Source organism: Xanthomonas sp. LMG 12461 (assembly GCF_009192935.1).
Lineage (GTDB): Bacteria > Pseudomonadota > Gammaproteobacteria > Xanthomonadales > Xanthomonadaceae > Xanthomonas_A > Xanthomonas_A sontii.
In genome coordinates this window covers 24,352-35,890 of sequence record NZ_NQYT01000009.1, presented here as the reverse complement: position 1 = coordinate 35,890, position 11,539 = coordinate 24,352, and the positions used below count along the sequence as shown (strand labels likewise).

The 11,539-nt window shown below is 70.8% G+C and carries 12 protein-coding genes; 5 read left to right on the top strand and 7 right to left on the bottom strand.

From position 1 onward, the window contains the following. Nucleotides 1-92: 92 nt before the first annotated feature. The 5 genes from CEK68_RS02580 to CEK68_RS02560 form a co-directional block, all read right to left on the bottom strand. Complete coding sequence (locus CEK68_RS02580) at nt 93-1,517, bottom strand: virulence factor family protein (RefSeq protein WP_192578933.1); 1,425 nt, start codon at nt 1,515-1,517, stop codon at nt 93-95. A gap of 121 nt (nt 1,518-1,638) precedes the next feature. After that, entirely contained in the window at nt 1,639-1,824 is a 186-nt protein-coding gene (locus tag CEK68_RS02575) for an oxidoreductase-like domain-containing protein (protein WP_017908246.1), read from the bottom strand. 78 nt (nt 1,825-1,902) lie between these two features. Continuing rightward, nucleotides 1,903-2,502: a hypothetical protein gene (locus CEK68_RS02570; protein WP_152238454.1), complete on the bottom strand. Its 600-nt coding sequence runs from the start codon at nt 2,500-2,502 to the stop codon at nt 1,903-1,905. Continuing rightward, nucleotides 2,499-3,119 carry an RNA 2',3'-cyclic phosphodiesterase gene (gene thpR / locus CEK68_RS02565; protein WP_152238453.1) on the bottom strand — a complete coding sequence of 207 codons (621 nt, stop codon included), beginning with the start codon at nt 3,117-3,119 and terminating at the stop codon, nt 2,499-2,501. The genes CEK68_RS02570 and thpR overlap by 4 nt, the downstream gene beginning before the upstream one ends. A gap of 143 nt (nt 3,120-3,262) precedes the next feature. Continuing rightward, nucleotides 3,263-3,718: a PA2169 family four-helix-bundle protein gene (locus CEK68_RS02560; protein WP_041500455.1), complete on the bottom strand. Its 456-nt coding sequence runs from the start codon at nt 3,716-3,718 to the stop codon at nt 3,263-3,265. 617 nt (nt 3,719-4,335) lie between these two features. Between CEK68_RS02560 and CEK68_RS02555 the strand changes: the two genes are divergently transcribed. After that, the gene (locus tag CEK68_RS02555) at nt 4,336-5,331 is read left to right on the top strand and encodes a tetratricopeptide repeat protein (RefSeq protein WP_152238452.1); all 996 of its coding nucleotides are present in this window, start codon (nt 4,336-4,338) and stop codon (nt 5,329-5,331) included. A 6-nt stretch (nt 5,332-5,337) separates the two neighbouring features. On the opposite strand, the gene CEK68_RS02550 is transcribed toward CEK68_RS02555, so the two are convergent. Then, the gene (locus CEK68_RS02550) at nt 5,338-6,540 is read right to left on the bottom strand and encodes an MFS transporter (RefSeq protein WP_152238451.1); all 1,203 of its coding nucleotides are present in this window, start codon (nt 6,538-6,540) and stop codon (nt 5,338-5,340) included. A gap of 262 nt (nt 6,541-6,802) precedes the next feature. Between CEK68_RS02550 and CEK68_RS02545 the strand changes: the two genes are divergently transcribed. Next, on the top strand, nt 6,803-7,891 hold the full coding sequence (locus CEK68_RS02545) for an alkene reductase (protein WP_152238450.1): 1,089 nt from the start codon (nt 6,803-6,805) through the stop codon (nt 7,889-7,891). A 64-nt stretch (nt 7,892-7,955) separates the two neighbouring features. Here CEK68_RS02545 and CEK68_RS02540 read toward each other — a convergent pair whose 3' ends face one another. After that, entirely contained in the window at nt 7,956-8,297 is a 342-nt protein-coding gene (locus CEK68_RS02540; protein ID WP_017908239.1) for a zinc ribbon domain-containing protein YjdM, read from the bottom strand. Nucleotides 8,298-8,388: 91 nt separating this feature from the next. Between CEK68_RS02540 and CEK68_RS02535 the strand changes: the two genes are divergently transcribed. The 3 genes from CEK68_RS02535 (at nt 8,389) to CEK68_RS02525 (ending at nt 11,425) form a co-directional block, all read left to right on the top strand. After that, nucleotides 8,389-9,345 carry a cation diffusion facilitator family transporter gene (locus CEK68_RS02535; protein ID WP_152238449.1) on the top strand — a complete coding sequence of 319 codons (957 nt, stop codon included), beginning with the start codon at nt 8,389-8,391 and terminating at the stop codon, nt 9,343-9,345. Between the two features lie 128 nt (nt 9,346-9,473). After that, nucleotides 9,474-9,944: a peptidylprolyl isomerase gene (locus tag CEK68_RS02530; protein ID WP_017908237.1), complete on the top strand. Its 471-nt coding sequence runs from the start codon at nt 9,474-9,476 to the stop codon at nt 9,942-9,944. 122 nt (nt 9,945-10,066) lie between these two features. Continuing rightward, complete coding sequence (locus CEK68_RS02525; protein WP_152238448.1) at nt 10,067-11,425, top strand: Hsp70 family protein; 1,359 nt, start codon at nt 10,067-10,069, stop codon at nt 11,423-11,425. Nucleotides 11,426-11,539 lie beyond the last annotated feature (114 nt).

Here is an 11,539-nt window from a genome sequence, read left to right as displayed (position 1 = left end):
CATGACAGTTGACTCCTACGGCGAAGCGAGCAAGCAAGCCCGCACGCGCTGCCCGCCACCAATCCCCAATCCCGCCTCCCCAATCCCGGCTTCTACTGAATCCGCTGCAGGATCTGCTTGGCCAGCGTCGCGTAGTCGCCCTGGAAATGATGGTCGCCGGGCAGCTTGACCAGTTGCACCGCGCCCTTGGGCAGGTCCGGGCACAGCGCGTCGTCGTCGTCCTCGCCGTAGATGCACAGGGTCTGCGCCGGCGGCATCTTCGCCACTTCCGGGGCGATCGGCAGGCCGTCGTCGCCGGAGCTGATCCAGTTGGACACGTGGAACTCGTAGTCGGCGGTCTTGCCGACCGACAGCAAGGCGGTGAGCTGCACCTGGTCGCGCATCGCTTCCGGCAACTGGTTGTAGGCCGCCGGCAGCACGTCGGCGCCCTGCGAGAAGCCGATCAGCACCACCCGCCCGCGTTGCCACAGGTGGCTGTAGTGGCGGTAGATGCGGTCCAGGTCGGTGGCGAAGCCCTGCGGCGTGCGCTCGCTCCAGAAGTAGCGCAGCGAATCCACGCCCACCACCGGGATGCCGGCCTTGGCCAGGGCGCCGGCGACCTGCTGGTCGAGTCCGGCCCAGCCGCCGTCGCCGGAGACGAAGATCGCGAACACGTTGCCGTTGTCGGCATCGCCCGCGCCCGCGGCGGCAGGCACTTCGACCACCGGCAACCCTGCCAGGTCGGCCGGGGTCGGCGGCAGGCTGACGCCGGGCCGGTCGCCCAGCGAACGCACCGCCGCACGCAGCCCCGGCAGCGCATCGCCGCTGGCGCTGCGGCGGAACTGCCGCGCCTGCGCCACCTTCTGCAGGAACGCGTCGCTCTGCTGGGTGCAACGGTCGCGGCGGGTCTTGGCATCGAGCGCCGCCAGCCACGGCACCGGCAGCGCAGTCGCCTGCAACGCGCGCGCCGGCGCGGTGATGCCGGCGCCGCAGATCTGGTCGTCGAGCACCTGCACCGGGCAGAAATCCTCGGTCAGCAGGCCCGCCAGCAGATGCTTGGGCGCCTGCGCAGCGACCGCATAGGCCAGCGCGGCGCCGTCGCCATCGCCCACCAGCAACGGCAGGTGGTAGGTCGGCACGTGGAAATAGGCCTGCACGTAGCGCGAGAAATTCTCCACGTCGCCGGCGGAGAAGCCGCAGGTGCCGTCGATCTTGGCCAGCACCGCCTGCAGGTGCGCACTGTCGATCACCGCCACCATGGCGCCGTCGTCGCGCAGCGCCTCGATCTGGCGCATGCGCTCGGCGTCGGCGTGCTTGCCGCCGGCGAACCACAGCACCACGCGCTGCGCGTTGCCCTTGGGCAACAGCACCGGCACCTGCTCGAAGCGGCCGTGGCTGAGCTTTTCCGGCGCCGTGGCCGGTGCGCCGGCACGCGGCGCGGCGGTGGCCGCAGCGCCCGGTGCTGCGCCGGCGACGCCGGCCGCGAGCAGTCCGCCCAATGCACATCCCCACATCCAACCGCCACGCTTCTGCATCATCCGGCAATCCTGAAAAGGCGTGTAAAGATAATCCCGAACGGCGACGGCGCGAAGCGCGGCGCGCTCCTTGGTTCATGCCAGGTACGCCGGACCTGCGCCAGCGCCTGCACCGGCAGGCCTGTCAGGCGTCCGCGTCGGCGCCGGGATGGCGCAGCCGCCAGGCGGCCAGCGCCTGCCGGTAGCGCTCCAACTCCTCGTGGTAGAGGTCGTAGACGCACAGCGGACAGCCGCTGTCGCAGCAGTCGCTGGGGCCAGGCGGCAGCGGCGCCTGCGGGCGGGGATCGGCATTGGCGGCAGGGTCGGACATGGGGCTCCGTGGCGGCGGCCGGGGCAGACCGGCGCGGCAGTGTAGAAGAAGGCGGCGCAGGCCGCGGTCCGCGTCCCCTCAGCCGATGGCGTGACGCAGGTTGGCGCGCGCGGCCGCGTCGTAGCGCGCATGGAAGCGCTCGCTGAGGAAGATGCGCGGCTGCGCCAGCACGGTGCGCAGGAACGCGCGACGCTTGCGCCGGTACAACCAGCCCGGCACCACGCCGCGGTACTCCTCGGCGATGGCGCGGTCGTAGGCGGCGAAGGCCTCCGGCGCGGCGCCGAGGATGGCCATGTCGCAATCCAGGAACAGCGCGGCGTCCGCATCCACCGAGGCGACGGTCAGTTGCCCGTGACGCGCGGTCAGTTCGATCAGTGCCGCCACCCGCGTCGCCTCCACCCCGGCGTCCGGCAGCCATTGCGCGATCGCCGCCTCGGCCAGGCGCGCCGACTGCGCTTCGTTGTCGCCGCGGCCGGCACGATAGACCGCATCGTGATAGAGCACGGCCAGGTAGACCTCGCGTGGCTGCCGCCAGCCGGTGTCGGCGGCGACCTCGGCGTAGTGCGCCAGCACCGCCTCGACGTGGCCGAAATGGTGATACGCCCGCGGCGGTTCGGCGTAGGCCGCCCGCAGCTGCGCCCATTGCGCCTCGGGCAGGGTCAGCGGCGCCGCGTTCATGCGCCGCGCTGCGCAGGGGCGGCGCGCAACGGCCAGCTGGCTTCGTGCAGGTAACGGCCCTGGCCCTGTACGCTGCGGATCAGGCTCAGCGACGTCGCCTGCCAATGCAGCGCCGGCACCTGCTGCGACGCCAACGCCTGATCGACATAGGCCAGGGTCATGTGCGGCAGATAGGCGCCGTCGGCGCGCGGCGCCACGCCGTGTCGGGCCAACTGCTGCTGCAGCGCCTGACGCAACGCCAGCAACGGCGCGGGCTCGGCATCACCGCGCAGTACCAGCGGTCGGCTACGCGCGCGGCTGTCGAAAGTCACCGCCTGGTCGAATGCAAGTTGAAAGGGCGAGGCCGCAAGCGCATGCCCGGCGGCGCATGCCTGCTGCAGCAAGCGTGGCGGAATCCCGGCGTATTCGCCCAGATAGTGCAAGGTCACGTGCAGCCGCTCGGGCGGCAGCGCACGCCCGTGCAGACCATGCGCCTGGCACAGTTGCTGGCCAAGGCTGTGCACCGCGTGCGCGGCTTGCATGTCAGGAAGCAAAGCAAAGAACAGGCTTTCGCGTGCGGCAGGCGCATCGAAACCGAGCGAGAACTGGGCGCCGGCAGGCGCAGCATCGGGAGACATGGGCAGAAGCGGCAAACGCCGCAATCAGGTCGGGCAGCGGTCGAGCACGCATGGTAGCAAGCGCACCGTCCCGCTGCAGACCATCGGCACGCCGACCCGGACAACGCCGCGATGCGGCGCGCCGGGCCGGCGGCGGGAGGCGCTTATGCCGCGTTCTTCATCGCGTGCTTGCGGGTGCGCATCACGTCGTGGCAGGCGCGCACTTCCGGCAGCAGGCGGGTGGCGGCGTCGCGCGCGGCGACCGGGGTGTCGGCGTCGGCGATGGTCTCGTTGAAGGCCTTCAGCAGGCGATCTTCGGACTCTTCCAGCTCGGCGACGTAGCCGTACTTGGTGTCGCCCAGCGCGGCGCGGACCTTGCCGTACATCTGCTGCATGCTGCCGACCATGGTGCCGTGCTCTTCCGGCTTGCCACCGACCGACTGCACCACCGCGCTCAGGCTGCTGACGATGTCCGACTTGACGCCGGCGATGCGCAGGAACAGCGCGGACAGCTCGGCGTCGCCCACCTTCTTGGCGGCTTCTTCGTAGAAGTCCTTGCCGTCGCGGGAAATGGCGATGAGGTCGTTGAGGCTATGCGTGGTCTTGCTCTGAATGCTCATGTGGAACTCCTTTGGCTAGGCCAGCGATATCGCGCAACGGGCACACGGGGGTGAACCTGGATATCGCACGGCGCGGTCGAGAAGATTGCCGCGTTGCGTGGTGTTGGCGATGCTGAGCAGAACGGCATAAAGCGCACGTGAGCCATCGGCGCTCGCTCGTCACGCCGCATTGCCCGTGGTGAACACGCGTTCATGGGCCGCACTGCGCAGTCAGACATGTGGTGAAGTTTTCACCATCCTGTCTGCGTGCATTGCGGCGTCTGGGCGGCAGCGACTTATCCACATGGTTGCCCTACGTTCGTCCACAGCGGCTGTGGATGGCCGCCGCCATCGATCGCGCCGGCCAGAGACCGCTCGTCGGCACCGCCACGGTGACCGCTCTGTCTCGCGAGCGAGGGCCTAGTGCAGGCGAGCCCTCGCCACTGCAGGGCACCGCGAGGTGCGTCATGTTCGCCTGGACCGCGTTCGCCCTGCTCGCCGCCGCCACGGCCGCCCCGTCGCCGCCCACACCGTCGCTACCTTCCTCGCACACGGCAGCGGCCGTCCAGATAGAGGCCACACCGCCGGTTCCGGCGACGACTAGCGCGGCAACCGCCGTTCCGACCCCTGAGCAGATCATGCAACTTCCACCGGCGCTGCATACGCTGCTGCAGCAGCGCATCGACCGCGGCGCCGATGCCGAACACCGCCTGCAGCAACTGGTGGCGCTGGCCTTCGATGCCAACGGCCTGGACCTGCAGTACGACCCCAAGGCCACCCACAGCGTCGCCGAGAGCTACGCCACGCGCCACGTCAACTGCCTGTCCTTCACCCTGCTGTTCGTGGCGATGGCGCGCGACGTCGGGCTGCAGGCGCAGGTCCAGGAAGTGCGCCGCGTGCTGAGCTGGTACGAGGACGGCAATGCGCTGTACAACGTCGGCCACGTCAACGCCGGCGTGCGCGTGGACAGCGGGCGCGGCAGCATCGACCTGGACCGCAGCGTGCTGATGGACCGGCGCGGGCCGCAGCCCATCTCCGACCGTCGCGCCCTCGCCCACTACTACAACAACCGCGGCGCCGAGCTGATGGTCGACGGCGATGTCGACGGCGCCCGCGCGCATCTGGCGATGGCCCTGCAGATGGACCCACGCTTCGCCGGGGCCTGGAACAACCAGGGCGTGCTGGCGATGCGCGATGGCGACAGCACCGCCGCCGCACGCGACTACGCCAAGGCGCTGGAGATCGATCCGGAACACCTGCCGGCGCTGTCCAACGCCGTGGGCCTGGCCCGACGCCTGGGCGACGGCACGCGGGAGGCCGCCCTGCAACGGCAGATGGAACAGGTGCGCCAACGCGACCCATTCCAGCAATACCTGCTCGGCAACGAGGCGGAGCGGCGCCAGGACTACCCCGCAGCGATCGCCTATTACCGTCACGCGCTGCACCTGTACGACGGCGCCCACCTGCTGTATTTCGCCCTGGCCCGCGCCTACCTGCACAGCGGCGACACCCGCCGCGCCACCGCGGCGCTGCGCGAGGCCATGGCCCACGCCGATCCGGCCACGCAACCGCGCTACCAGGGCAAGCTGGACGCGCTGCGGCGGCTGTCTTCCACCGCGCGGCCGCTGCGCTAGCGCACCCTAGCCGGCCGCGTGCGCGCAGGCGCCACGCCGTGCCGCCTGGCGCGCCCACAGGTAGATCAGCAGGCCGCCCACGGCCATCGCCGCGCCGACATAGCCGGTGGAGGTCCAGCCCAGCCCGGCGCCGATCGCGATGCCGCCCAGCCACGGCCCCAGCGCGTTGGCCAGGTTGAACGCGGCATGGTTGGAGGCCGCGGCCAGGGTCTGCGCATCGCTGGCCACGTCCATCAGGCGGGTCTGCAGCACCGGCGCCAGCGCGCCCATGCTGCCGACCGCGACCACCGCCGGCAGCACCGCCCACGGCGAAGTGGCCGCCAGCGGGAACACCAGCAACACCGCCAGCGACCACAGCAACACCAGCGGCACCGCGCGGAACTGCATGCGGTCGAACAGCCAGCCGCCGGCCAGATTGCCGAGCAGGCCGCCCAGCCCGAATGCGCCCATCGCCACCGGGATCCAGTGTTCGGACACGCCGGTGACCTCCATCAGGGTCGGTGCCAGATAGCTGAAGACGCAGAACATGCCGGCGAAGCCGATCGCGCCGATGCCCAGCGCCAGCCACACCTGCGTGCGGTTGAAGGCGCGCAGTTCGCGCAACGGCGAGGGCCGCGCCTCCTGCGGATCGGCCGGCAGCAGGCGCCACACCAGCACCACCGTCAGCACCGCGATCGCCGCGACCAGGGCGTAGGCATAGCGCCATTCCGCCACCTGGCCGAGCCAGGTCGCCAGCGGGTTGCCGACCAGCACCGCCAGGTTGAGGCCGAGCAGCACCCGGCTGACCGCCGCGCCACGCTGGTCGGGCGGACCGATCGACGCGGCCACCAGGGTCGCCACACCGAAATAGGCGCCATGCGGCAGGCCGGCGACGAAGCGTGCCAGCAGCATGCTGTGATAGTACGGCGCCACCGCGCTGGCCAGATTGCCGAACGCATAGAAGCCCATCAGCGCCAGCAGCAGATCGCGGCGCGACCAGCGCGCGCCGAGGATCGCCAGCAGCGGCGCACCGACCACCACGCCCAGCGCATAGGCACTGATCAGATGCCCGACCTGCGGCGCATCGATCGCAAGACCACGGCCGATGTACGGCATCAGCCCCATGGTGGAGAACTCGCTGGTGCCGATCGCGAAACCGCCCATCGCCAGCGCGAACAGGATCAGCACGTAGCCGCGCCGCGACAGCGGCGCCGTGGCGGATGAGGTCATGCGCACGTCCCGAAGGAAAGGGCCGCTCATTATTGTGCATTGCAGCAAGTCCTGCAGCCCCGCCTGCGCAACGCCGCGTTGCGCGGTGCCGCTGGTGGCGCCCGGGGTGGCGATGCCCTCGCGAAGGTGCCGCCGCAGCAACGCACTGTCCCACCGCACCGCCGCGAAACCGCCGCGCGCGTCCCCATGTCCTGCACGCACGCCGCCTTGCAGCGCCCCGCTGTAGGGTCGGCCGCCCCACCCACCACCAAGAGATCCACCGATGACCGACACCGCTTCCCCGCTGTTCACGCCGCTGCGCCTGGGCGCGATCGCACTGGCCAACCGCATCGTGATGGCGCCCCTGACCCGCAACCGTGCCGAAGGCGAAGGCCGCATCCCCACGCCGCTGGCCGCCGAGTACTACGGCCAGCGCGCCAGCGCCGGCCTGCTCATCGCCGAGGCGACTCAGATCAGCCCGATGGGCCAGGGTTACAAGGACACCCCGGGGATCTACAGCGACGCACAGGTCGCGGCCTGGAAGACGGTCACCGACGAGGTGCATCGCCGTGGCGGCAAGATCGTGCTGCAGCTGTGGCACGTCGGTCGCATCTCGCACGTCAGCCTGCTGCCGGGCGGCGCCGCCCCGGTGGCACCCAGCGCGCTGCGCGCCGATGCCAAGACCTTCACCGCCGAGGGCTTCACAGACGTCTCCGCCCCGCGCGCACTGCGCCTGGACGAAATCCCCGCGCTGATCGAGGACTTCCGCCGCGCCGCCCGCAACGCCATCGCCGCCGGCTTCGACGGCGTGGAAGTGCATGCCGCCAACGGCTACCTGATCGACCAGTTCCTGCGCGACGGCAGCAACCACCGCGACGACGCCTACGGCGGCAGCATCGAGAACCGCACCCGCCTGCTGTTCGAAGTGGTGGAGGCGGTGGCGCAGGAGATCGGCGCCGACCGTACCGGCGTGCGCCTGTCGCCGGTGACCCCGGCCAACGATGCGCGCGACAGCGACCCGCAGCCGCTGTTCGAGCGCGCGGTGGAACGCCTGGATCCGCTGGGCCTGGCCTTCGTGCACGTGATCGAAGGCGCCACCGGCGGCCCGCGCGACAACATCGCCTTCGACTATGCGGCGCTGCGCGCCAAGTTCCATGGTCCGTGGCTGGTCAACAACGGCTACGACAAGGCACTGGCCGAACAGACCGTGGCCTCCGGTCGCGCCGACGCGGTGGCGTTCGGCCGCCCGTTCATCGCCAACCCGGACCTGGTGGAACGACTGCGCCGCGACGCGCCCTTGAACCAGGTGGACGCCGACACGCTGTACGGCGGCGGCGCCAAGGGCTACACCGACTACCCGACGCTGGATTGATCGCGTCCTGCGGCGGCACCGCATCGGTGCCGCCGCGGCGGGCGATGCAGTGGGGCTCGCCCGCTCAGGCCTTGCGCAGGAAGCAGGTCTTCAGCACCAGGCCCTTGATCTTGTCCGAGTTGCCTTCGATGTGTTCGGCATCGTCTTCGACCAGGCGGATGCCGCGGATCACCGTGCCCTGCTTCAGCGGGATCGACGAACCCTTGACCTTCAGGTCCTTGATCACCACCACCGTATCGCCGGCCTGCAGCACGTTGCCGTTGCTGTCGCGTACCACCGTCGCCGCGTCGTTGGCAGCGTCGGCCGCGACCGGCCACTCGTGGCCGCAGTCCGCGCACACCCAGTTGGCGCCATCGACATAGGTGTTTTCCAGGGTGCATTGCGGGCAGGCGGGTGCGGCGGGCATGGGAATCCTTTGATACGGCGACGACGGCGAGCCGCCTATTGTAGCCGCCCGCCCCGTGCCGCCGTGCGGCCGCGCCAGCCGCAGGAATGCCATGTCCGCCTCGTCCGGGTCCCGTCTCGCGATCTACGCCGCGCTCGCCGGCAATCTCGCCATCGCCATCGCCAAGTTCGTCGCCGCCGGGCTCTCGGGCAGCTCGGCGATGCTCAGCGAAGGCGTGCATTCGCTGGTGGACACGGTCAACGAGCTGTTGCTGCTGTACGGCCTTCGCCGCGCCGCACGTCCCGCGGACGCCACCCATCCGTTCGGCCATGGACGCGAACTGTACTTCTGGAGCTTCATCGTCGCCCTGCTGGTGTTCGCGCTCGGCGCCGGAGTGTCGCTGTACGAGGGCATCGCCCACATCCGCGATCCGCAGCCGGCTAGCGACCACACCCTCAACTACATCGTGCTGGGGCTGTCGCTGTTGTTCGAGGGCGGCTCGTGGTGGGTCTCGCTGCGCGAGTTCCGCGCGCGCAAGGGCCGCCTGAGCTATGTACAGGCGTTCCGCGAGAGCAAGGACCCGAGCCTGTTCACCGTGCTGGTGGAAGACAGCGCAGCGTTGATCGGCCTGTTGATCGCGCTGGCCGGGCTGCTCGCCGCGCAATGGCTGGACATGCCGGAACTGGATGGCGTCGCCTCCGTCGGCATCGCCGCGGTGCTGGCCTGCTCGGCATTCGTGCTGGCACGCGAGACCAAGGGCCTGCTGATCGGCGAGCCGGCGGCGCGCCCGCTCGGCGACGCGCTGCGGCGCATTGCCGCGGCCGATCCGGACGTGCGCGCGGTCAACGGCGTACTCAGCGTGCAGATGGGGCCGGACCAGGTGGTGGCCGCGCTCAGCGCCGAATTCGAGGACCAGCGCAGCACCGCGCAGATCGAAGCGTGCATCGAGCGCATCGAGGCCGCCGCGCGCGCCGAGCATCCGGAACTGCAGGCGCTGTTCGTCAAGCCGCAGACCCTGGAGACCTGGCTGGCCCGGCGCACCGCTCTGCGCCAGCCGCCGCCGGCCTGAATGGCGGCGCCCCCGACGCGACTTGCGGCCCTGCGCCGCTTTTCGTTAGGGTAGCCGGGTAGCACCCCCTCTCATCGCGCTGTGACTGTGCCGGCGTATCCCCCCTTACTCACTGAACGAGGTTTCCCATGGAGATCGCCAACGGGCTTGTCGCCACCATCCACTACACCCTCACCGACGATGCCGGTGAAGTGATCGACCAGTCCTCGCCGGACAATCCGCTGAGCTACCTGCACGGCGCCGGCAACATCGTGCCGGGCCTGGAGAAGGCGCTGACCGGCAAGCGCACCGGCGAGTCGGTCACCGCCGACGTGATCCCGGCCGAGGGCTACGGCCCGCGCCACGAGCAACTGGTGCAGCAGGTGCCGCGCGGTTCGTTTCCGGATGCCGGGTCGCTGGCGCCGGGCATGCAGTTCCAGGCGCAGACCGACCAGGGCCCGCTGCTGGTCACGGTCACCGAGGTCGGCGAAGAACTGGTGACCATCGACGGCAACCACCCGCTGGCCGGGCAGGTGCTGCACTTCGCCGTGGAAGTGGCCGGCGTGCGCGAGGCCACCGAGCAGGAAAAGAACCAGGGCCACGCCGGCGCCGCGCTGTAAGCGACCCGGTTTCGCGTCCCCGACGAGGCCCGCCGATGCGGGCCTCGTGCGTTTGCGGCCGCGCTTGCGTCGCGCGACGGCTTGCCCCACAGTGCGCGGCCCCTCCCGCCCCCGGCACCGTCATGCGCCTCGGTATCGACTTCGGCACCAGCAATTCCGCCGCCGCCGCGGTGATCGACGGCCGCGTGGTGCCGATCGAGTTCGGCGCGCAGCAACAGTTCCGCACCACGGTGTACTTCCCCGAGGTGATGCGCGACCCGGCCGAGTTCGACCTGACCCCGGCGCTGGAACGGCAGGTGGACGAGCTGATCGAATCCGGCCGCCGCGACGCGCTCGCCGCCGGGCGCGAGCGCAGCCCCGAGGCGCTGCGCCGCGATGCGATCCGGGTGGTGCGCCGGCAGTGGATGGAAACGCAGATGCGCGAGCCGCGCAGTTCCGCGGCGCTGCTGCAGAACGCGGTGTACGGCGATGATGCACTGGACGCGTATTTCGTCGAAGGCGAAGGCAACCTGGTGCAGAGTCCCAAGTCGATGCTGGGCTACAACCTGCATCCGCGCGCGCGCCAGACCATCACCGGCATCGCCGCGCACATTCTCGAACACATCCGCCTGACCGCCTCGCAGCAACTGGGCGTGCAGGTGCGCCGCGCCCTGCTCGGCCGCCCGGTGCAGTTCCGCAGTTCGATCGGCGAGGCCGGCAACGCGCAGGCGCTGGAGATCCTGCACAGCGCCGCGATCACCGCCGGCTTCGACGACGTCGCCTTCCTGGAGGAACCGGCCGCCGCGGCGATGCATTACCACGCGGTCAGCCGCGAGCGCCACGCCGCGGTGGTGGTGGACATCGGCGGCGGCACCACCGACATCGCCCACGCCAGCGTCGGCGGCGACGCCGCGCCGCAGGTGCACCGCGCCTGGGGCATCCCGCGCGGCGGCACCGACATCGACCTGGCGCTGAGCCTGGCCGGGTTCATGCCGCAGTTCGGCCGCGGCCTCACCCGCGTGCCCTCGCACCACTACGTCGAAGCGGCGATGGTGCAGGACACCACCCGCCAGCGCGATTTCCGCCAGCATCGCTACGACGCCGTCCCCGCACCGTACGAGGCGCGCCTGCAGGCGCTGCAGGAACTGGGCAACACCGCGCGCCTGTACCGTGCGGTGGAGCGCAGCAAGATCCGCCTCAGCGACGCCGAGCAACACGCCGAGACCCTGGACTACATCGAAGCCGGCTTGCAGGTGCAGGTGCAGGCCGAGGAACTGGTGCAGGCCGCACGCAGCTACCTGGAGGCCCTGCAGGAGCTGCTGGCGCAGGTGCGCCAGGACATCGGCGGCGACCCGGCCGCGGTGTTCCTGACCGGCGGCATGTCGCGCGCCGGCTACCTGCAGCGCCTGGTCGCTGCCGCGTTCCCGCAAGCGCGCCTGGTCCACGGCGACCCCTCGTTCGGCGTGGTGCAGGGCCTGGCGCTGGCCGCCGCGCAGGACTGACGCAGCACAGGCAGCGCATGCGTCGGCGGCCCCTCCCCGACCGGTCGCTCGCGGCCGGCGCGCCGCCTGCGGCCCGCATTGTTCATGCAGCGGGCGCACGACTGGCGTAGCATG

Bases quoted from the DNA above. Each gene is read 5' to 3' on its own strand.
- CEK68_RS02580 (WP_192578933.1), bottom strand. From the start codon at position 1,517: ATGATGCAGAAGCGTGGCGGTTGGATGTGGGGATGTGCATTGGGCGGA.
- CEK68_RS02575 (WP_017908246.1), bottom strand. From the start codon at position 1,824: ATGTCCGACCCTGCCGCCAATGCCGATCCCCGCCCGCAGGCGCCGCTG.
- CEK68_RS02570 (WP_152238454.1), bottom strand. From the start codon at position 2,502: ATGAACGCGGCGCCGCTGACCCTGCCCGAGGCGCAATGGGCGCAGCTG.
- thpR (WP_152238453.1), bottom strand. From the start codon at position 3,119: ATGTCTCCCGATGCTGCGCCTGCCGGCGCCCAGTTCTCGCTCGGTTTC.
- CEK68_RS02560 (WP_041500455.1), bottom strand. From the start codon at position 3,718: ATGAGCATTCAGAGCAAGACCACGCATAGCCTCAACGACCTCATCGCC.
- CEK68_RS02555 (WP_152238452.1), top strand. From the start codon at position 4,336: ATGCAACTTCCACCGGCGCTGCATACGCTGCTGCAGCAGCGCATCGAC.
- CEK68_RS02550 (WP_152238451.1), bottom strand. From the start codon at position 6,540: ATGACCTCATCCGCCACGGCGCCGCTGTCGCGGCGCGGCTACGTGCTG.
- CEK68_RS02545 (WP_152238450.1), top strand. From the start codon at position 6,803: ATGACCGACACCGCTTCCCCGCTGTTCACGCCGCTGCGCCTGGGCGCG.
- CEK68_RS02540 (WP_017908239.1), bottom strand. From the start codon at position 8,297: ATGCCCGCCGCACCCGCCTGCCCGCAATGCACCCTGGAAAACACCTAT.
- CEK68_RS02535 (WP_152238449.1), top strand. From the start codon at position 8,389: ATGTCCGCCTCGTCCGGGTCCCGTCTCGCGATCTACGCCGCGCTCGCC.
- CEK68_RS02530 (WP_017908237.1), top strand. From the start codon at position 9,474: ATGGAGATCGCCAACGGGCTTGTCGCCACCATCCACTACACCCTCACC.
- CEK68_RS02525 (WP_152238448.1), top strand. From the start codon at position 10,067: ATGCGCCTCGGTATCGACTTCGGCACCAGCAATTCCGCCGCCGCCGCG.